The organism is Streptomyces sp. NRRL F-5727 (assembly GCF_000719555.1).
Lineage (GTDB): Bacteria > Actinomycetota > Actinomycetes > Streptomycetales > Streptomycetaceae > Streptomyces.
This window is the reverse complement of sequence record NZ_JOGX01000014.1, coordinates 1-19,292: the sequence shown is the minus strand read 5'-3', so window position 1 is coordinate 19,292 and position 19,292 is coordinate 1. Positions and strand designations below refer to the sequence as shown.

At 74.1% G+C, this 19,292-nt stretch carries 18 protein-coding genes; 8 read left to right on the top strand and 10 right to left on the bottom strand.

Features of this window, described 5'->3' with window-relative positions:
* Nucleotides 1–76: 76 nt before the first annotated feature.
* The 5 genes from IF73_RS0113025 to IF73_RS0113005 all read right to left on the bottom strand — a co-directional run bounded on the left by IF73_RS0113025 (nt 77) and on the right by IF73_RS0113005 (nt 6,499).
* The gene (locus tag IF73_RS0113025; protein WP_031006963.1) at nt 77–3,193 is read right to left on the bottom strand and encodes an efflux RND transporter permease subunit; all 3,117 of its coding nucleotides are present in this window, start codon (nt 3,191–3,193) and stop codon (nt 77–79) included.
* 157 nt (nt 3,194–3,350) lie between these two features.
* Nucleotides 3,351–4,031: a response regulator gene (locus IF73_RS0113020; protein WP_031006961.1), complete on the bottom strand. Its 681-nt coding sequence runs from the start codon at nt 4,029–4,031 to the stop codon at nt 3,351–3,353.
* Nucleotides 4,028–5,293 (bottom strand): sensor histidine kinase, encoded by a 1,266-nt coding sequence (locus IF73_RS0113015; protein WP_420706552.1) that lies wholly within the window; start codon nt 5,291–5,293, stop codon nt 4,028–4,030. Before IF73_RS0113015 ends, IF73_RS0113020 begins: the two co-directional genes overlap by 4 nt.
* A 121-nt stretch (nt 5,294–5,414) precedes the next feature.
* Nucleotides 5,415–5,693: a PspA-associated protein PspAA gene (gene pspAA, locus IF73_RS0113010; protein WP_031006957.1), complete on the bottom strand. Its 279-nt coding sequence runs from the start codon at nt 5,691–5,693 to the stop codon at nt 5,415–5,417.
* A gap of 14 nt (nt 5,694–5,707) precedes the next feature.
* Nucleotides 5,708–6,499 carry a PspA/IM30 family protein gene (locus IF73_RS0113005; RefSeq protein WP_031006955.1) on the bottom strand — a complete coding sequence of 264 codons (792 nt, stop codon included), beginning with the start codon at nt 6,497–6,499 and terminating at the stop codon, nt 5,708–5,710.
* Nucleotides 6,500–6,783: 284 nt separating this feature from the next.
* Here IF73_RS0113005 and IF73_RS0113000 point away from each other — a divergent pair, with 284 nt between their 5' ends.
* From IF73_RS0113000 to IF73_RS0112990, 3 genes are all read left to right on the top strand, one after another.
* A complete protein-coding gene (locus IF73_RS0113000) occupies nt 6,784–7,386 on the top strand; it encodes a DUF3043 domain-containing protein (RefSeq protein WP_031006953.1) in 603 nt (200 codons plus the stop codon).
* Nucleotides 7,387–7,451: 65 nt separating this feature from the next.
* The gene (locus tag IF73_RS0112995; protein WP_234338223.1) at nt 7,452–8,228 is read left to right on the top strand and encodes a class I SAM-dependent methyltransferase; all 777 of its coding nucleotides are present in this window, start codon (nt 7,452–7,454) and stop codon (nt 8,226–8,228) included.
* A gap of 169 nt (nt 8,229–8,397) precedes the next feature.
* The gene (locus IF73_RS0112990; protein ID WP_031006949.1) at nt 8,398–9,483 is read left to right on the top strand and encodes a S1C family serine protease; all 1,086 of its coding nucleotides are present in this window, start codon (nt 8,398–8,400) and stop codon (nt 9,481–9,483) included.
* A 92-nt stretch (nt 9,484–9,575) separates the two neighbouring features.
* Here IF73_RS0112990 and IF73_RS0112985 read toward each other — a convergent pair whose 3' ends face one another.
* A complete protein-coding gene (locus tag IF73_RS0112985) occupies nt 9,576–9,785 on the bottom strand; it encodes a hypothetical protein (RefSeq protein ID WP_031006947.1) in 210 nt (69 codons plus the stop codon).
* 91 nt (nt 9,786–9,876) lie between these two features.
* On the opposite strand from IF73_RS0112985, the gene IF73_RS0112980 reads away from it, so the two are divergent.
* The 4 genes from IF73_RS0112980 to IF73_RS40985 all read left to right on the top strand — a co-directional run bounded on the left by IF73_RS0112980 (nt 9,877) and on the right by IF73_RS40985 (nt 14,857).
* On the top strand, nt 9,877–11,082 hold the full coding sequence (locus IF73_RS0112980) for a bifunctional adenosylcobinamide kinase/adenosylcobinamide-phosphate guanylyltransferase (protein WP_031006946.1): 1,206 nt from the start codon (nt 9,877–9,879) through the stop codon (nt 11,080–11,082).
* A gap of 77 nt (nt 11,083–11,159) precedes the next feature.
* On the top strand, nt 11,160–12,239 hold the full coding sequence (gene cobT, locus IF73_RS0112975) for a nicotinate-nucleotide--dimethylbenzimidazole phosphoribosyltransferase (RefSeq protein WP_031006944.1): 1,080 nt from the start codon (nt 11,160–11,162) through the stop codon (nt 12,237–12,239).
* Nucleotides 12,240–12,350: 111 nt separating this feature from the next.
* Nucleotides 12,351–14,111 carry a phosphatidylglycerol lysyltransferase domain-containing protein gene (locus IF73_RS0112970; protein WP_031006942.1) on the top strand — a complete coding sequence of 587 codons (1,761 nt, stop codon included), beginning with the start codon at nt 12,351–12,353 and terminating at the stop codon, nt 14,109–14,111.
* Nucleotides 14,108–14,857 carry a hypothetical protein gene (locus tag IF73_RS40985; protein ID WP_031006940.1) on the top strand — a complete coding sequence of 250 codons (750 nt, stop codon included), beginning with the start codon at nt 14,108–14,110 and terminating at the stop codon, nt 14,855–14,857. Before IF73_RS0112970 ends, IF73_RS40985 begins: the two co-directional genes overlap by 4 nt.
* Here the strand turns inward: IF73_RS40985 and IF73_RS0112960 are convergent.
* Nucleotides 14,797–15,561 (bottom strand): hypothetical protein, encoded by a 765-nt coding sequence (locus IF73_RS0112960; RefSeq protein ID WP_031006938.1) that lies wholly within the window; start codon nt 15,559–15,561, stop codon nt 14,797–14,799. The two genes, IF73_RS40985 and IF73_RS0112960, sit on opposite strands and share 61 nt — an antisense overlap.
* Before the next feature lie 77 nt (nt 15,562–15,638).
* Here IF73_RS0112960 and IF73_RS0112955 point away from each other — a divergent pair, with 77 nt between their 5' ends.
* Complete coding sequence (locus IF73_RS0112955; protein ID WP_031006935.1) at nt 15,639–16,403, top strand: adenosylcobinamide-GDP ribazoletransferase; 765 nt, start codon at nt 15,639–15,641, stop codon at nt 16,401–16,403.
* A 7-nt stretch (nt 16,404–16,410) separates the two neighbouring features.
* Here IF73_RS0112955 and IF73_RS0112950 read toward each other — a convergent pair whose 3' ends face one another.
* Genes IF73_RS0112950 through IF73_RS0112940 form a run of 3 tightly spaced genes read right to left on the bottom strand, consistent with a single transcriptional unit; the run spans nt 16,411 to nt 19,284 of the window.
* A complete protein-coding gene (locus IF73_RS0112950; protein ID WP_031006933.1) occupies nt 16,411–17,205 on the bottom strand; it encodes an endo alpha-1,4 polygalactosaminidase in 795 nt (264 codons plus the stop codon).
* The gene (locus IF73_RS0112945; RefSeq protein ID WP_031006932.1) at nt 17,202–17,822 is read right to left on the bottom strand and encodes a spherulation-specific family 4 protein; all 621 of its coding nucleotides are present in this window, start codon (nt 17,820–17,822) and stop codon (nt 17,202–17,204) included. Before IF73_RS0112945 ends, IF73_RS0112950 begins: the two co-directional genes overlap by 4 nt.
* A gap of 13 nt (nt 17,823–17,835) precedes the next feature.
* A complete protein-coding gene (locus IF73_RS0112940; RefSeq protein ID WP_051716738.1) occupies nt 17,836–19,284 on the bottom strand; it encodes a hypothetical protein in 1,449 nt (482 codons plus the stop codon).
* Nucleotides 19,285–19,292: the final 8 nt, after the last annotated feature.

The following is a 19,292-nucleotide window of genomic DNA, read 5'->3' as shown; positions in this document are numbered from 1 at the left end:
TCCCCGGTGCCGCCGTCCTCCGGTACGTACGCCGAAGGGGCGCCCCACGAACTCGTGGGGCGCCCCTTCGTCCGTGTCAGGCGTTCACCGGCTCCTTCTGCTGCGGCGGGACCTGGGCGTCGCCGCCCGCCGCCTTCTTCGCCGCCTTCTTCGCCGCGCGGCGCTCCTTGCGGAGCTCCACCATCGCGTAGAGCGTCGGGACGAGGAGGAGGGTCAGCAGGGTCGAGGTGATCAGGCCGCCGATCACCACCACCGCGAGCGGCTGGGCGATGAAGCCGCCCTCGCCGGTGATGCCGAGGGCCATCGGCAGCAGGGCGAAGATGGTCGCGAGCGCGGTCATCAGGATCGGGCGGAGCCGGTGCCGGCCGCCCTCGATCACCGCCTCGACGACCCCGTACCCCTGGGCCCGGTACTGGTTGATCAGGTCGATCAGGACGATCGCGTTGGTCACGACGATGCCGATGAGCATCAGCATGCCGATCATCGCCGGGACGCCCATCGCGGTGCCGGTGGCGACCAGCAGGCCGATGGCGCCGGTGGCGGCGAACGGGATGGAGACCAGCAGGATCAGCGGCTGGATCAGCGACCTGAAGGTCGCGACCAGCAGCATGAAGACGATCGCCACGGCGGCGAGCATCGCCAGGAAGAGGTTGGCGAACGCCTCGGTCTGGTCCTCGGAGACACCGCCGATGGTGGCGGAGGCGCCCTCGGGCAGGTCGAGCGCGGCGATCTTCGACTGGAGCGCGGTGCCGACGGCGCCGGTGTTGTCCGTGGTCGGCTTGGCCGTGATCGTCGCGGCGCGGGCGCCGTCGATCCGGGTCATGGAGACCGGGCCGGGGACGAGCTCCACGGTGGCGATGTCGCCGAGCTTCACCGGGCCGAGCGGCAGCGCCTTCAGCTGGGCGAGCGTGGTGGCCGGGGCGGCCGAGGTGATGAGGATGTCCCGCTCGGCGTCGTCGAGGGTGGCCTTGCCGGCCGGGGTGCCGCGGACGGCCTGGCCGACGACCATGCCGAGGGTGGTGTCGTCGAAGCCGGCGTCGGCCGCCTTCGCGTTGGCCCGCACGGAGATCCGCGGGACCGACTGGGAGAGGTCGCTCTGGACGTCGGTGACGTCCTTCAGCTCCGCGACCGCCTTCTGGACCTGCTCGGACGCCTTCTGGAGCAGCTCCCGGTCACCGGCCTTCACCACGACGCTGAGGTCCTGGGCGGCGAAGCCGTCGCCGGCCGAGATCGAGGTGTCGCCGATGCCGTCGAGCCGGCCGAGGCCCGCCTCGATGGCGTCGCGGGTCTTCTCGTACGAGGCGGACTCCTCCAGGGTCACCTGGAAGGACGCCTGGTTGGCGCCGGTGCCGCCGCCGAAGGCCGCCATGAAGCCGGAGGAGCCGACCGTGACCTGGTAGTCCTTGACGCCCTCGGTCTCCGCGAGGACCTTCTCGACCTTCTTCGCGGCCTCGTCGGAGGCGTCCAGGGAGGTGCCCGGCTCCAGCTTCTGCTTGACCGTCAGGACCGGCTGGTCGCCCTGGTCGAAGAAGTTGGTCTTCATCAGCGGCGCCATGCCGAAGGTGACGACCAGGACGACGAGGGCGATCGCCACGCTGGTGAGACGGCGGCGGGTGGCGAAGCGGAGGACCGGCACGTAGGCGCGCTGGAGACGGCTCTTCGCCTCCTTCTCCTCGGCGAGCCTGCGGGCCTCGTCCGGGTCCTCGGAGGTGCCCTTGGGGGCGCGGAGGAACCAGTACGAGAGCACCGGGACGACCGTCAGCGACACCAGCAGCGAGGCCAGCAGGGCCGCCGTGACGGTGAGGCTGAAGGAGCCGAACAGCTCGCCGACCATGCCGCCGACCAGGCCGATCGGCAGGAAGACGGCGACGGTGGTGAGGGTGGAGGAGGTGACCGCGCCGGCCACCTCCCTGACGGCCGTGATGATCGCGGACTGGCGGTCCTCGCCGTAGCCGAGGTGGCGCTTGATGTTCTCCAGGACCACGATCGAGTCGTCGACGACCCGGCCGATGGCGATGGTGAGCGCGCCGAGCGTCAGCACGTTGAGGGAGAGGTCGCGGGTCCACAGCACGATCAGGGCGAGGACCACCGAGAGCGGGATGGAGACCGCGGTGACCAGGGTGGAGCGGATCGAGGCGAGGAAGACCAGGATCACCAGGACGGCCATGACGAGGCCGAGGGCGCCCTCGGTGGTGAGGCCGGAGATCGACTTGGCGACGGCCGGGCCCTGGTCGGAGACGACGGTCAGCTCGGCGCCCGCGCCCAGCTGCTTCCGCAGCTCGGGCAGCTTCTCCTCGACGGCCTCGGAGATGGCGACGGCGCTGCCGTCCTTGTCCATGGTGGCCATGACGGCGAGGCTGGGCTTGCCGTTGGTGCGGGTCAGCGAGACCCGGGCGGACTCCTCCTGCCGCACGGTGGCGACGTCGGCCAGCCGGACCGCCTTGCCCTGGGCGGGCTTGATCCGCAGGTCCTGGATCTGCTGGAGCGAGGTGTAGCCGCCGCCGACCTGGACGGTGCGGCTCTTGCCGGCCTCGGAGAAGGAGCCGGCGGGCAGGGTGGCGCCGCCGTTCTGCAGGGCCTGGGCGAGGTTCATCGAGGTCAGGCCGGCCGCGGCGAGCTTGCGCGGGTCGGGGGTGACGGAGACCTGGAGGTCCTGGACGCCGTCGACGCTGACCTGGCCGACGCCGTCGATGTCCTCCAGGGCCGGGACGACGGTCCGCTCCAGCTGGTCGGCGAGCGCCTGCTGGTCCTTGTCGGAGGTGGCGGCGAGGACGACGGTCGGGATGTCGTCGGTGGAGCCGGCCACGACCTGCGGGTCGACCGTGTCGGGCAGCATCGCCCGGGCCCGGTTGACGGCCTGCTGGACGTCGGCGACCAGCTGCTTGGTGGACTCGTCGCCGTAGTCGAAGGAGGCCATGATGACGGCGCTGCCCTCGGAGGCGGTGGACGTGATGCCCTTGATGCCGTCGACGGCCTTGAGGTTGTTCTCCAGCGGCTCGACGACCTGCTGTTCGACCACGTCGGGAGAGGCGCCCTGGTAGGGGGCGATGATCGAGACCATCGGGAGCTCGATCGAGGGGAACAGCTGCTGCTTCAGCTGGGGTATCGCGATCAGTCCGAAGACGACGGCGACGATGGACATCAGCCCGATCAGGGCCCGTTGCGCGAGGCTGAATCTGAACAGCCAGGACATGGGGTCTCTCTTCTGTGGCGTACTCGTCGGCAGGCGGCGGGCAGCCAGAGCGCCCCCCTTCCCCCTACCTTGGGCCACGTCCGACCGGAATTCCTCGGCCCCCAGACGCACTTCCCGGCCGCCGCGTACCGCGTCCGCAGTACGCCGGCGGACGCGGTCACTCCCCCCGCGGGCGTACCAGTCCGGTCTCGTAGGCGGTGACCACCAGCTGGGCGCGGTCGCGGGCGCCGAGCTTGGCCATGGTGCGGTTGACGTGGGTCTTCACGGTGAGCGGGCTGACGTCGAGGCGTTCGGCGATCTCGTCGTTGGAGAGGCCGCCGCCGACCAGGACGAGGACCTCGCGCTCCCGGGCGGTGAGCGCGGAGAGCCGCTCGGCGTCCACCCCGGCCCCGGCCGGGCCGGCGGTGCTCTGGGCGAGGAAGGTGGCGATCAGGCCCTTGGTGGCGGCCGGGGAGAGCAGCGCCTCACCGGCGTGCGCGATCCGGATCGCGCCGAGCAGCTCCTCCGGTTCGGCGCCCTTGCCGAGGAAGCCGGAGGCGCCGGCGCGCAGCGACTCGACCACGTACTCGTCGATCTCGAAGGTGGTGAGCATGACGATCCGGACCCCGGCGAGCTCGGGGTCGGTGGTGATCATGCGGGTGGCGGCGAGGCCGTCGGTGCCGGGCATCCGGATGTCCATGAGGACGACGTCGGGCCGTTCGGTACGGGCGAGGGCGGCGGCCTGGGCGCCGTCGGCGGCCTCCCCGACGACCTCCATGTCGGGCTCGGAGTCGACGAGCACCCGGAAGGCGCTGCGCAGCAGGGCCTGGTCGTCGGCGAGCAGCACCCGGATCGTCATCTTTCCTCCCCCGCCTCCCCGGGCGTCCCCGGGCACACCGGCAGTATCGCCTGGACGCGGAAGCCGCCGCCGTAGCGGGGTGCCGCGGTGAGCGTGCCGCCGAGGGCGGTGACCCGCTCGCGCATGCCGAGCAGCCCGTGTCCGCCGGAGGGCTCGGTGGCCGGCCCGTCGGGCGGGGTGCCGTCGTCGAGGACGGTGATCTCGACCGTACGGCCCACGAGGACGATGCTCACCTCGGCGCTGGCGTCCGGCCCGGCGTGCTTGCGGACGTTGGTGAGCGCCTCCTGGACGATCCGGTACGCGGCGAGGTCGACGGCCGACGGGAGCTGCCGGCCGCCGTCGGCGCGGGCCAGCGAGACGGGCAGTCCGGCCTTGCGGAAGCTGTCGAGGAGCCCGTCGAGGACGGCGAGGCCGGAGACGGGTTCGGTGGGGGCCGCGGGATCGCCGGACTGGCGGAGCAGGCCGACGGTGGCGCGCAGCTCGTCGAGGGCGGAGCGGCTGGCCTCGCGGACGTGGGCGAGGGCCTCCTTGGCCTGGTCGGGGCGCTTGTCCATGACGTGGGCGGCGACCCCGGCCTGCACGTTGACCAGGGCGATGTGGTGGGCGACGACGTCGTGGAGGTCGCGGGCGATCCGGAGGCGTTCCTCCGCGACCCGGCGGCGGGCCTCCTCCTCGCGGGTCCGCTCGGCGCGCTCGGCGCGCTCCCGGATCGCGTCGACGAAGGCGCGGCGGCTGCGGACGGCGTCGCCCCCGGCGGCGGCCATGCCGGTCCAGGCGAAGACCCCGAGGTTCTCCTGGGCGTACCAGGGGGTCGGGCCGAAGGCCATGGCGGCGACGGCGAGCACGGTCATGGTGACGAGGCCGACCCGCCAGGTGGTGGGGCGGTCGGTGCGGGAGGCGACCGTGTAGAGGGCGACGACGGCGCTGATGGAGACCGGGGCGGGGCGGGTCTCGCCGAGCAGCTCGACGAAGGCGAGCCCGCCGGTGAAGACGAGGACGGCGAAGGGCCGACGGCGGCGGAACACCAGGGCGACGGCGGCGACGGTCATCATGGCGACGCCGGGGAGGGTGGGGGCGCGGTCGCCGAAGGTGGGGCCGGTGGGGCTGCCGTGGGGGTCGGTGAAGGACGCGGCGATCATCGCGACGAGGACGCCGAAGGCGAGGAGGGTGTCGAAGGCGAGGGGGTGGTCGCGGAAGCGGTCGCACAGGCGGGCGAGCCCGGGGGGGGGGGCGGGGGGGGTGTCTTCTCCTGTGCGGGTCACGCCCCAGACGGTACGCGGTTCCCGACGTTCCCTGGAACGGCGCCGGCCCGCGGGAGGGGCGGGGTGCTCGGGCCGCCGCGGAGGGCGCCGTCCCGGTGTGCCCGCCCTCCCCCGGACGTCGCTAGCCCGGGATCAGGCCGTCGCCGGAGAGCATCTTGCGCACGTCGTCCAGGGTCGCGTCCGGGGACGGGAGGATGAGTGCGGAAGGCTCCAGGGCGTCGTCCGGGAGGGGGGTGCCCAGGCGGCGGACGGCGTCGAGGAGGGCTCCCAGCGTGCGCCGGAAGCCTGCCTCGTCGCCGGACTCCATCTCGCTCAGCAGCTCGTCGTCGAGCCTGTTCAGCTCGGCGAAGTGGCTGTCGGCCAGCTCGCGCTGGCCCTCCCCCATGATCCGTACGATCATGACGCCGTCCTTGCCTACTGCTTGTCGAAGCGGGGGTGGGACTGCTGCTGGTTCTGCTGCGGGGTGCCCGCCGCGCCGCCCTCGATCGCCTGCTGGGAGGGGCCGCCGGCCAGCTCCGCCTTCATCCGCTGGAGCTCCAGCTCGACGTCGGTGCCGCCGGAGAGGCGGTCCAGCTCGGCCTGGATGTCGTCCTTGGCGAGGCCCGACTGGTCGTCGAGCGCGCCGGAGGCGAGGAGCTCGTCGATGGCGCCGGCCCGGGCCTGGAGCTGGGCGGTCTTGTCCTCGGCCCGCTGGATGGCGAGGCCGACGTCGCTCATCTCCTCGGAGATGCCGGAGAAGGACTCGGCGATCCGCGTCTGGGCCTGGGCGGCCGTGTACGTGGCCTTGATGGTCTCCTTCCGGGTGCGGAAGGCGTCGACCTTGGCCTGGAGCCGCTGCGCCGCGAGCGTCAGCTTCTCCTCCTCGCCCTGGAGCGTCTGGTGCTGCACCTCCAGGTCGCTGACCTGCTGCTGGAGCGCGGCCCTGCGGGACAGCGCCTCGCGGGCGAGGTCCTCGCGGCCGAGCGCCAGCGCCTTGCGGCCCTGGTCCTCCAGCTTGGCGGACTGGCCCTGCAGCTGGTTCAGCTGGAGTTCGAGCCGCTTGCGGGAGGTCGCGACGTCGGCGACGCCCCGGCGCACCTTCTGCAGCAGCTCCAGTTGCTTCTGGTAGGAGTAATCGAGGGTTTCGCGCGGGTCCTCGGCCCGGTCAAGGGCCTTGTTCGCCTTCGCGCGGAAGATCATCCCCATACGCTTCATGACACCGCTCATGGGCTTCGCGCGCCCCCTTCTGACGGACTTGGCACCAGCTCTTCGTCAGGATCCACACTACGGTCCCTGTCTCCATTACCGCACTGTTCGGAGCGGGATGCGCTCCTCCCCAAGGACGACTGCGCGCCCTCCTCCCTCCGGCGGGAGGAGGAGGGGGATCTCGGGGAGAACCCCCTGCCGCGCCGTGCGCCCTCGTGTGCGTACCGGCTACGACGCCGGCTGTGAGCGGATCGTTCCCTCCCGGACTGGGGTTCCATGCCTCCCACCCCGTACCCTTGGGTTTTGTGTTCCGTAGCCGTTCGAAGGATGAGAAGGCCCCCACCGAGAAGGTGACGGCGGACCTCTCCAAGCAGCCCCGCGACCCCGAGGCCCCCAAGGGCCGCCCGACCCCGAAGCGGAGTGAGGCCCAGACGCAGCGCCGCCGTGCGCAGTCCGTCCCGCTCGACCGCAAGGAGGCCGCCAAGCGCCAGCGTGAGGCGCGGCGGGCCGACCTGACGCGCCAGCGCGAGGCGCTGAACAGCGGTGACGAGCGTTATCTGCCGGCCCGTGACAAGGGTCCGGTGCGCCGTTTCGTGCGCGACTTCGTCGACTCGCGCTTCGCGATCGCCGAGTTCTTCCTGCCGATGGCCGTGGTCATTCTGGTGCTGTCGCTGTTCGGCAACGCGAACCGCTCGCTCCAGAACATCTCGCTGCTGCTCTGGCTCGGCGTGATCGTCCTGATCGTCATCGACTCCATCGGCATCTGGATCCGTCTGCGGAAGCAGCTCAACGAGCGCTTCCCGGACACGCCGAAGCGCGGCGCGATCGCCTACGGCCTGATGCGCACGCTTCAGATGCGCCGACTGCGGCTGCCGAAGCCGCAGGTCAAGCGCGGAGAGCGGCCCTGAGCGCGGACGGCTCGGCCTCCGGCGGGCACGTCTTCGGCGTGCCGGCCACCGGGACGGGCGGTCCCGTGCTGCCCGCCGTCGTCCACTGGCCCGCCGGTCACGGCGGGCTCAGGGACACCATCCGGCAGGAGATCGTCGCCCGGCAGGTCGACGAGCAGATAACCGGCCGCTACCCGGTGGGGCAGCGGCTGAGGATCCTCGACGCGGGCATGGGGGCCGGTACGCAGGCGCTGCGGCTGGCCCGGGCCGGGCACACCGTCACGGGCCTGGAGGCCGATCCCGAGCTGCTGAAGACGGCCCGGGAGTCGCTGGCGACCGAGCCGGCCGGGATCCGCGAGCGGGTCCGGCTGATCGAGGGCGACGGGCGCGAGACCGGCGTCCACTTCCTGCCGGGCAGCTTCGACGTGGTCCTGTGCCACGGGGTGCTCATGTACGCCGACGAGCCGGACGCGCTGCTCGCGGGGCTGGCCCGGATGCTGGCCCCCGGCGGCCTGCTCTCCCTGGTGGTACGGAACGCGGACGCCCTCGCCATGCGGCCGGGGCTCGCCGGGGACTGGGCGGGCGCGCTGGCCGGCTTCGACACGGACGTCTACCAGGACGACGACGGCGTGAAGGTGCGGGCCGACCGGCTGGAGGCGCTGACGGCGACGCTCGCGGGCATCGCGGCGCCGCTGCACGCCTGGTACGGGGTGCGGGTCTTCACCGACGGCGTCCCCGCGGAGGCGGGGCTGCCGGCCGCCGAGGAGCTGGAGCGGCTGCTCGCCGCCGAGGAGCGGGCGGGCAGGACCGATCCGTACCGGCGGGTGGCGGCGCTGCTGCACCTGTGCGGGGTGCGGGGCTGAGACCCCGCCCGATGTGACACGGCCGAGGGGCCGGTGCGCCGACGCGGCGCGCCGGCCCCTTCGCATGTCGCCTGCTCCCGGCCCTTACCCTGCCCGGTCCGGCGCGGGGTACGCCTGTTCGGCGGCGCCCACCGGGACGGGCGAAAGGTGCGGAACGGATACTCCGGACATGGATGTCTCCCGCGCCCGCACGCGTACCCGTGTCCGACGTACCGCCCTCTCCCTCGCCGCCGGGGTCTGCGCCGCCGCGCTGGCCGCGGGCTGCTCCGCGGACTCCGGGACGTCCACCGCGCCCGAGCCGTCCACCGCGCAGGCCGCGGCGCCGCTCGCCGCCAACGAGCTCCAGGACGACTACCAGGCCGTGATCAAGGACGTGCTGCCGTCCGTGGTGCAGATCGACGCGGCGGAGAGCCTCGGCTCGGGGGTGGTCTACGACGACAGGGGCCACGTCGTCACCAACGCGCACGTGGTCGGCGAGGAGCGGAGCTTCCGGGTCACCGCCGCCACCGGCGGGGAGCCGGTCGCGGCCCGGCTGGTCGCCGCGTACCCGGAGCAGGACCTCGCGGTGATCCGGCTGGAGACGGTGCCCGACGGGCTGAAGCCGGCCCGGTTCGGCGACTCCTCGGCGGTCGAGATGGGGCAGATCGTGCTGGCCATGGGGTCCCCGCTGGGCCTCTCCGGCAGTGTCACCCAGGGCATCGTCTCGGCCACCGGCCGGACCGTCAGCGAGGGCCGGACGGGCGGCGGCACCGGCGCCACCATCGGCAACATGGTGCAGACCTCGGCCGCGATCAACCCCGGCAACAGCGGCGGCGCGCTGGTCGACCTGGACGGCCAGGTCATCGGCATCCCGACGCTCGCCGCCAGCGACCCGGCGATGGGCGGCGGCGCCGCGCCCGGCATCGGATTCGCGATCCCCGCCTCGATGGTGAGGACCGTCGCCGACCAGATCATCAAGGACGGGAAGGTCACCGACTCGGGCCGGGCCGCCCTCGACATCACCGGGCGCACGGTCCTGAACGACGACTACGAGCCGGCCGGCGTGGCCGTGGTGGAGGCCGAGCCGGGCGGCGCGGCGGCGGACGCGGGGCTGCGGGCGGGCGATGTGATCACCCGGCTCGCGGACGACGACGTCACCACGATCACCTCGCTCGCGGAGTCCCTGGCGGACCGCAGCCCGGGCGACGTGGTGTCGGTGACGTACGTGCGGGACGGCGCGACCCGCAAGGCGGAGGTCACGCTCGGCGAGATGTGACGGCGGCGCGATGGGACGGCGGCGGGGTGCGGTGAGGGGCGGGAGCGGGGAAGGGGCGGGATCCCGCGGATCCCGCCCCTTCCCCTAGGCCGTCAGGCGCCTTCGGCGTCCAGCGGCATCGGGCCGTAGATCTTGGTGCTGTCCTCGGAGAGGGTCACCTGGTCCGCGCCGCCCGCGAGGAGGTCGCGCCAGTGCTCCCCGAGCCAGCTCTCGGCGTCGCCCTGGGTGCCGAACTCCTCCGGGGTCACCACCGGGGCGACCTCCGTGCCGTCGGACTTCTCGAACCGCCACGTCCATGCCATGTCCGCCTCCTGGGGCTCACCGGATGATCGGTTTCCTGCCCGCAGAGTAGCCGGGCGCGCACCGCGCGCGGGGGCGCGGGAGGATCAGTGCGTGGAACTGACTCTGCTCGGCACCGGCTCCCCGCTCGGCCTGCCCCGCCCCGACTGCCCCTGCGCGGTGTGCGCGCGCTCCCGTGGCACGCGCGCGCGTGCCGCGACCGCGCTGCTCGTGGACGGGGCGCTGCTGCTCGACCTGACCCCGGGGGCGGCGCTCGCCGCGGCCCGTGCGGGGCGTTCGCTGGTGGGGGTGCGGCAGGTGCTCCTGACGCATCCGCACGACGGCCCCGCGGTGGAGGTGCCGGCCGGGCTGCCGACGGCCGGGCGGGTGCCCGACGGGCGGGAGCTGACGCTGATCAGCGGGCACCGGGTGCGGGCGGTGCCGATGGACTCCCCCGGCACCGGGTACGAGGTGGTGTCGGCCGACGGGCAGCGGCTGCTGTACCTGCCGCCGGGGGCGGCGCCCGCGGGGCTGCCGGAGAACCACCAGGAGCCGTACGACCTGGTGGCGGCGGACGTGACGGGACGGCCCGACGCGCTGGCGCGGCTGCGGGCGGCCGGCGCCGTGGGGCCGGGCACGGAGGTGATCGCCGTCCATCTGGACCACGACGCGCCGGCCGGGGCGGAGCTGGACCGGCGGCTCGCGGCGGCCGGGGCGCGGGCGGTGCCGGACGGGACGGTGCTGTACCTGGGCGAGTACCACGAGCTGCCGGAGGTGCCGCGGCGGACGCTGGTCACCGGCGGCGCGCGGTCGGGGAAGTCGGTGGAGGCCGAGCGGCGCCTGGAGACCTTCCCCGAGGTGGTGTACGTGGCGACCGGCGGGACCCGCGAGGGCGACCCGGAGTGGGCGGAGCGGGTGACCCTGCACCGGGAGCGGAGGCCCGGCTCCTGGCGGACGGTCGAGACGACCGACCTGGTGCCGCTGCTCGCCGAGGACGACGGTCCGGCGCTGCTGGTCGACTGCCTGTCGCTGTGGCTGACCGACGCCATGGACCGGGTGGGCGCCTGGGACGACGGCGTCTGGGCGGACGGCGGGCAGGCGGCGCTGCGGGAGCGGACGGCGGAGCTGGTGGCGGCGGTGCGGGCGACCCGCAGGACGGTGGTGGTGGTGACCAACGAGGCCGGCTCGGGCGTGGTGCCGGCGACGGCGGCGGGGCGGCGGTTCCGGGACGAGCTGGGACGGCTCAACGCGGCCTTCGCGGACGAGTGCGAGCAGGTGGTGCTCGTGGTCGCCGGTCAGGCGCTGGTGCTGCGCGGGTAGGGTGCTGATCCCGATGGCCCGTGCCGAACCTCGCTGATGTCACAAGGCGGAAACCCCCGATGGACCCTCTGCAGCCCCTGAACCTCGACGACTTCTCCGATCTGATCGAGCGCCCCGACGGCGGGATCCGGCGTGACGCCGAGGAGCGCCGGGAGCGGCTCGCCGTCCGCCCGGGCGCGCTCGGCCGCCTCGACGAGCTGGGCGAGTGGCTGTCCGCGGCCCAGTCGGCGGTGCGGGTGCGGGCGATCGAGCAGCCGAAGGTGGTCGTCTTCGCCGGTGACCACGGCATCGCCGCGCAGGACGTGTCGGGCCGCGCGGCCGGCACCGCCCACGTCCTGGTGCGGGAGCTCCTCGACGGGGCGAGCCCGCTCGCCGTGCTGGCCCGCTCGATGGACGTGCCGGTGCGGGTGGTGGACGCGGGCCTGGACTGCGACCCGGAGCTGCTGCCGGAGGCGGTGACCCGGCACCGGGTGCGGCGCGGCAGCGGCCGGATCGACGTCGAGGACGCGCTGACGCCGGAGGAGACCGAGGCGGCGGTGCGGCTCGGGATGGCGATCGCCGACGAGGAGGCCGACTCGGGCACCGATCTGGTGGTGCTCGGCGATCTGAGCGTGGGCGGCACGACCCCGGCGTCGACGCTGATCGCGGCGCTGTGCGGGACGGACGCCTCGGTGGTGACCGGGCGCGGCGGCGCGGGCATCGACGACCTGGCGTGGATGCGCAAGTGCGCGGCGATCCGGGACGCGCTGCGGCGGGCGCGGCCGGTCCTCGGCGACCAGCTGGCGCTGCTCGGCGCGGTCGGCGGGGCGGATCTGGCGGCGACGACCGGCTTCCTGCTCCAGGCGGCGGTGCGGCGGATGCCGGTGATCCTGGACGGTGTGGTGGGCGCGGCCTGTGCGCTGGTGGCGCAGCGGGCGGCGTTCCGGGCGCCGGACTGGTGGCTGGCGGGTCAGGTGTCCGGCGAGCCGGCGCAGGCGAAGGCGCTGGACCGGATGGCACTCAACCCCCTGCTCGACCAGGGCGTCCTGGTGGGTGAGGGAACCGGGGCACTGCTCGCGCTTCCCCTCGTCCGGGCCGCGGCGGCCCTCGCCGCCGAGCTGCCCGAACGTCCGGAGCCGACCACTCCGGAGGAGCCCGTCTCGGCCGAGGCGGTCTGAGGGGACGGCGCACTCCATCGGTGAGAGGCCCGGAGGCGGCCGCCCGCGACGCGCGGGTGGCCGCCTCCGGCGTCGCCGCACGGGAAGCGGTGCCCCATATGATCGCTTTTCATGGGAGAGGTCCGTTTGTCCGCCGAAGGAACGCCCCGGGGCACCGACCGCTCGCGGCGGAGCGCCGCGTTCGCCGTCTGGTACCTCCGCGTCGTCACGTTCATCAATTTCCTGAGTGCCGTGTGGGTCTCCTTCGGGCAGGACCTGCGGCGGCACAACGAGGACGACTTCTTCACGCCGTACATGCTGACGGCGGGCTTCGCCTCCGGCGTCTTCACGCTCTTCCTGGCGATCACCATGCGCCGCCGCAAGCGGGCCGCCTGGATCCTCAACACGGTGCTGAGCGGCCTCTTCCTGCTGCTGTTCGCGCTGGTGATGCTCTTCCCGGAGATCCGGGAGCACGCCCAGAACTGGGTGTCGCTGGCCCTGACCGCCGCCTTCTTCGCCGCCCTGCTGCTCGGCCGCAAGGAGTTCTACGCGAAGGGCGACCGCTCCAACCCGCTGCTGGCCGCGCTGGTCGCGGTCGGCGGTCTGCTGGTCACCTCGCTGCTCGCCGCGCTCCTGGTCACCGTCACCAACACGGCCGCCGGGCACTCCACCTTCCTGGAGCGGTGGCGGTACGGCGTGATGCGGCTGGTCACGCTGGCCACCGACGACTCGCGCTTCCCCACGATCACCACCCCGGGCTGGGTCGACGTGGTCATCAACGTGATGTCCACGCTGCTGCTCTTCGCGGTGCTCTTCGCCGCCTTCCGCTCCCGCCGGGCGGTGGACCCGCTGACCGAGGAGGACGAGGAGCGGCTGCGGGCGCTGCTCGACAAGCACGGGGAGCGCGACTCGCTGGGCTACTTCGCGCTGCGCCGCGAGAAGAGCGTGGTCTGGTCGCCGAGCGAGAAGGCCGCCGTCGCCTACCGGGTGGTGGGCGGGGTCTCGCTCGCCTCCGGCGACCCGATCGGCGACCCCGAGGCGTGGCCGGGGGCGATCGAGCCGTGGCTCGCCGAGGCGCGGGAGCACGGCTGGATCCCGGCCGTCATGGGCGCGAGCGAGGAGGCCGGGGTGATCTACGCCCGGCACGGCCTGGACGCCCTGGAGCTGGGCGACGAGGCGATCGTGGAGACCGACGAGTTCACGCTCGACGGGCGGGCCATGCGAACGGTCCGGCAGGCGTTCAACCGGGTCAGGCGGGCCGGGTACGAGGTGCGGATCCGGCGGCACGAGACCATCCCGGCGGAGGAGATGGCCGAGCTGCTGCGGAAGGCGGACGACTGGCGGGACGGGGCCACCGAGCGCGGCTTCTCGATGGCGCTCGGGCGGCTCGGGGACCCGCGCGACGGGCAGTGCGTGATGCTGGAGTGCACCGACGGCACGGGCGAGCTGCGGGCGCTGCTCTCCTTCGTGCCGTGGGGGCCGAAGGGGCTCTCGCTCGACCTGATGCGGCGGGACCGCGACTCCGAGAACGGGCTGATGGAGTTCATGGTGATCGAGCTCCTCCAGCGGGCGAAGGAGATCGGGATCACTCAGGTCTCGCTGAACTTCGCGATGTTCCGGTCCGTCTTCGAACGCGGCTCGAAGCTCGGCGCCGGACCGGTGCTGAGGCTGTGGCGCTCGCTGCTCAGCTTCTTCTCCCGCTGGTGGCAGATCGAGTCGCTGTACCGCGCCAACGCCAAGTACCGACCGATCTGGGAGCCCCGCTTCATGCTCTTCGAGAAGAGCGCCGACCTGCCGCGCATCGGCATCGCCGCCGGCCGTGCCGAGGGCTTCCTGGAGGCCCCCGGGCTGCCGAAGTGGCTGCACCGCAAGCACCTGGCGGGCGGGCGTTGAGCGGGGCGGTCCGCCGCTTCGCCCGGCGCGAGTGGGGCCCGCTCGCCGGCACGGTACGCCGGGAGCTGACGGGGCGTCGACGGGGACACCTCCCCGCTCGGGCGAAGCCGAGAGCTTGGGGGAGGGCGGTGCCGCTGACGCTGTCGGCGGTCGGTCTCACCGCGCTCTTCCAGTTCGTCCAGAACCAGGAGTGGGGCTACGGGCCGGTGCAGGCGATCGGGGCGGTGCGGGCCGAGGACCCGCTGTGGCTCGCCCTGCTGCGTACCCCGCTGTCGCTGTTCGTCCCCGCGCTCGACCTGCCGGTCTGGGGTGCGCTCGCCCAGGTCCTGCTGGTCTTCGGGATCGCCGAGCTCTGCCTGGGGCGGTGGCGGACGCTCGGGATCGCCTATCTGGCGACCCTCTGCGGCACCCTGTACGCGCGCGTGGGCATCGCCCTCGGCCCCGGCACGCCCCTCGGCCTGCCCGCCTCCGACGCGCAGGTGGTGGACACCGGGCCGTCGGCGGCGGTGGTCGGCCTGGCCGTCTACGTCTGCTGGCGGCAGCGGGCGTACTGGACGGGCGCGGCCGTCGTCGTGGCGATGGTGGCCGAGGTGGTCGTCAAGCCGAACCTCGCGGGCAAGGAGCATCTGGCGGCCATCGCGGGCGTCCTGGTGCTGATCGGCGTCCTGATGTGGCGGGAGCGCGGTCAGGACGGGGTGGAGCCCCGGCCGGGCACGCGCTCCTGGAAGCCGCCGATCAGGTCCTGAACCCGCCGCCGCACCCGGGTCCACCGCTTGTCGTGCCGGTAGGCGCGCACCGTGCCACGCGCGCGTGCGCGCTCCCGGCGGCCGTAGAAGTGCCGCCACCACCAGGAGCCGGGGCGGGCCAGCCGGAGGGCGCCGACGATCGCCACGAAGGGCACGAAGACGCCGATCAGCGCCAACCGCAGCTTGCCCTTGACCAGGGTGACCAGGATGAAGAGGAAGTTCAGCACGAGGGTGAGGAGGAAGCTCACCCGGTCCTGCCGCTCCTCCTCGGTGACGTCGTCGACGCCCAGCGGGGAGAAGCCGCTGAGGGGCAGCAGCATCAGGGCGGCGGTGAGGACGACGACCTCGACGCTCTTCCGGCCCTCCTCCGACCAGTACACGTCGTCCAGATGGAGGATGAGCGCGAACTCGTCCAGGACGAGTCCCGCGCCGACCCCGAAGACGACGGCGAAGGCGGCCGCGCCGAAACCGTGCCGTCCGCTGGCGACCGCGCCGAAACCGCCGAGCACGGTGAGGACCACGCCGGGCACGACGTGATGGATGTGCACCCCGCCGGAGGAGACGTTCCCGAAAGGTCCCTTGCCGGCGCGGATGAGCCGGGTGACGGTGCGGGTGACCAGGAACGTGAGGACGAACGAGGTCAGCGCGAGGAGCATCGGGAGCTTGCCCGGCTCCAGGATGTTGCGGGAGAACCAGTGACCCATGCCACCCCGTTCCGCTATGCCCGGTAGATACGGATACGCGCAATCTACCGTCCGGTCCCGGCGATTACCCTGCCCGGATGGACGGCCTGCGTTTCGCCTTCGGGACCCTCACCGTGTTCCCCGCCCGCATCACCCGCTGGGACCGGGACGCGGCGCGCGCCGGCATGCTCTGCGCCCCGGCCGCCGGACTCGTCGTCGGCCTCGTCGCCGCCGCGGCCGGCGGGGTGCTCCTGCCGCTCGGCTCCGGGCCGCTGCTCGCCGCCGTCGTCACCGTCGCCGTCCCCGCGCTGCTCACCCGCGGCCTCCACCTCGACGGCCTCGCCGACACCGCCGACGGCCTCGGCAGCGCCAAGCCGGCCGAGGACGCGCTGCGCATCATGAAGCAGTCCGACATCGGCCCGTTCGGCGTCATCACCCTGGTCCTCGCCCTGCTCGCGCAGGTCGCCGCCGTGTACGAGCTGTACGGGGAGGGCTGGGCGCACGGCGCGGTCGCCGTCGTCCTGGCCGCCACGGTCGCCCGGCTGGCCCTCACCCACGCCTCCCGGCACGGCGTCCCGGCCGCCCGGCCGGAGGGGCTCGGCGCGATCGTCGCCGCCACGGTGCCGGTCCGCGCGGCGACCCTCTGCACCGCCGCCGTCCTCCTCCTCGCCGCCGGCACGGGCCTGCTCCTCTCCCCGTCCGACGCCGTCCGGGGCGTCCTCGCCGCGGGCGCGGGCCTGGCCGCCGCCGCCCTCCTGCTGCGCCGCTGCGTCCGCCGCTTCGGCGGCGTGACCGGCGACGTCTTCGGAGCGGTCGAGGAGACGGCGGCCACGGTGACCCTGGCGGCGCTGACGCTGGGCTGAAGGGGCGTCAGCAGGCTTGGCGCCAGGCGTCGAGGTCGTATCGCTTGCGCAGGGAGCTGAGGCCCAGTTCCCGGGTCTCGGGGCAGAAGTCGGCGGGAGAAAGTTCGTACTCGGCGTGGAAGACCGGCTTGTCCGCGGCGATGAAGGGGGACAGGCGGTGGCACTCGTCGTACTGGGCGCACTGCTCGTTGACCGCGAAGTCGAAGTCGGCGAGGAGCTGGGGGATCTGGTCGAGGTCGTTCTTGAGCCCGACGGCGAGGCCGCGGTCGTGGGCGAGGCGGGCGATCAGGCGGTTGTAGGCGAGCTGGTCGGCGGCGGTGAGGGGGAAGCCGGTGCGGTTGCGGTAGCCGTCCATGTTGTCGGGTTCGACGGCGTCGAAGCCCTTGGCGCGGCACATGTCGATGCGCTCCGCCATCAGCGGTTCGAGGACGTCGGTGCGGCGGATGTCGAGCCAGCGTTCGCCGGCCCAGCCGTTGCCCCTGCCGAGGACGGACTTCGGGAAGCGGCCGGCGTCGGGGCGGAACTCCTCCCAGGCGCCGGTGGAGAGGTAGCAGATCACCTTCCGGCCGCGGCGGTGCAGGTCCGCGACGGTCGCGGCCGGGTGGTCGAAGCCGTCGATGTCGTACACGGGCACGTCGACGGTCGGGTCGAGCTTCCCGCTGAGCTGCCACTGCCAGGCCAGGCCGGCCGTCGGGCGCCAGCGGCCGCCCCCGGACTCGGGGTCGGGGTCGGGTGCGGGGCCCGCGGTGCAGGCGGTGACCAGGAGCAGCAGCCCCGCGAGGAGGAGCGGCAGACGTCTCATCGGGCGGGCTCCGGGAGGCCGTGCGGCAGGGTGCCCCAGGGGTGGGCGCCGGTCCCGGGGACCGCGCAGTGGACCGCGGTCGCGGGGCGGAAGCCGGGCGGGGCCGCGTAGACCAGGTGGCAGTGGTGCGGGGCGGCCGGCAGGTCGAGGGTGCGGTAGGTGTCCCAGGGGCCCTCGAAGGTGACGAGCAGGTCGGCCAGTTCGGCGTACCCCTCGTCGGGTCGGGTGCCGTGGTTGAGGACCAGGGTGGCGGCCCCGGCGGCGCGGGCGGCGACGGCGAGCCGCCGGTAGTGCGGCAGCGCCTCGGGCGCGGTCGCCACCTGGTCGAGGAAGGCGCCGTCGGCGCCGTACCAGTCGCGGTGGCGGAGCAGGTCGGCGACGACCTTCGCGTGCGGGCGGCGGCCGTAGGCGGTGTCCGCGTACCCGAGGATCCGCACCCCGGCGGCGCGCAGCCGGTCGGCGGCCTCGGCGAAGGCCGGGTCGGGGGCCTGGCCGGCGCCGTTCGCCGGGTTGAGGACCACGCCGTACAGCGCCGGCGCGGCCGCGACCAGGGCCGCCCAGCCCTCGGGGCGGTCGGTGGGGTGCTCGTAGAACGGCACCAGGAGGGAACGTTTCACGCGCGGTGTCCTTCTAGAGGCGGTGGGCGGTCGGTCGTACCAGCAGAACATGGCTGACGACGGCCAGCACGGCCGCCGCTCCCCCGGCGGCGAGCGGGCCCGCCGCCGGTTCGAGGGTCTGCGCGGCGGCGGCGAGCAGGCAGACGGCCGCCGCGCCGAGCACGGCGCCGAACGCCTGGAGAAGCAGCCCCAGCCAGAGCACGGTGCCGATGAGCAGGAGGGCGAGCAGCCGGTCCAGGTCCGGCCACGGGGTACCGGGCCAGAGCAGCGTCGCGGTGACGGTGAGGGCGAGCAGCGCGGTCAGATAGCCGCCGAGGCAGAGGACGAGGGTGCCGGTGACCGCCCGGCGGAAGGCGCGGGCGGTGGTGAGGGTCCGCAGCCGGGCGAGGCTGCCGCCGCGGAAGCGGAGCAGCAGCCATTCGGCGGGCCCCATGGAGAGAGTGAGCGCGATGACCGCGCCGGTGCCGGTGGCCAGGGAGTCGCCGAGCCCCGCGTGGAGCACGAGGACCCCGCTGCCGAGGCCGAAGAGGCCGTACGGGACGGAGGCCGCGAGCGGCGGTCCGCCCCGTCCGGCGGCGCCGCGCGCGGTGCCGGGGCGCAGCGCCCGGGCGGCGATCAGGCAGGCGGCGGTGAGCGAGACGGCGGGCAGGCCGGCGCGCAGCGGGTCGGGCAGGTCCCAGCGGAGGGCGGGGAGGGCGCCGAGGAGCGGCAGCAGGGCGACGAGCAGGGCCCGTTCGCGGCCGAGGACGAGGAGGACGGTGGCGGCGGCGAGGTAGAGGGACTGCCCGGCGGCGAAGACGGCGGCGGGCAGTTCGCCGTCACGGGCGGCGGCGAGGGCGACGGCGGTGCCGGCGAGCGCGCCGGCCGGGGCGCCGGTGAGCAGGGCGCGGGCGGCGGCGGGCCGGTCGCCGAGGCCGAGCCAGGTGTAGGCGCGGTGGGAGAGGGCCTGGTTCCACACCCAGCCGGTGACGGCGCCGGCGAGCAGCGGGACGGTGCCGGCGGGGAGCCCGTACCGCCCGTGGGCTCCGGCGAGCAGGGGTCCGGCCAGGACGTAGGCGAGGCCGGGGAGGGCGAAGACGAGCCCGCGCAGCAGGCAGCCGCCGAGCCCTTCGGACCAGCCGGGGGCGCCGGGGGCCTTCCGGGGCGGGTCGGGGTGGCGCCTGCGCACGCGCGCGTACAGGTCCTCGGCGAGCGCGAAGGAATCGTTCCGCCCGTAGGTGAGCCGGATGTGGTCGTCGGTCATGCCGTCGGATTCGAGGAGCGCGGCGATCTCGTCCGGGTGGACGGCCGCGGCGACGAACGCGTCGAGCCGGACGGCGAGTTCGTCGAGCGGGTCGGCGGCGACACCGGTCGTGGGGTCGGTCGCGGTGTGGGCCGCGGTGTCGGTCGCCGTCTCGGGCCCTGCCCCGGGACCGGGGCCCGGAGCCGGCTCGGGGGGCCGGGGGCGGGGCACGGTCGGCAGGGGCGGGG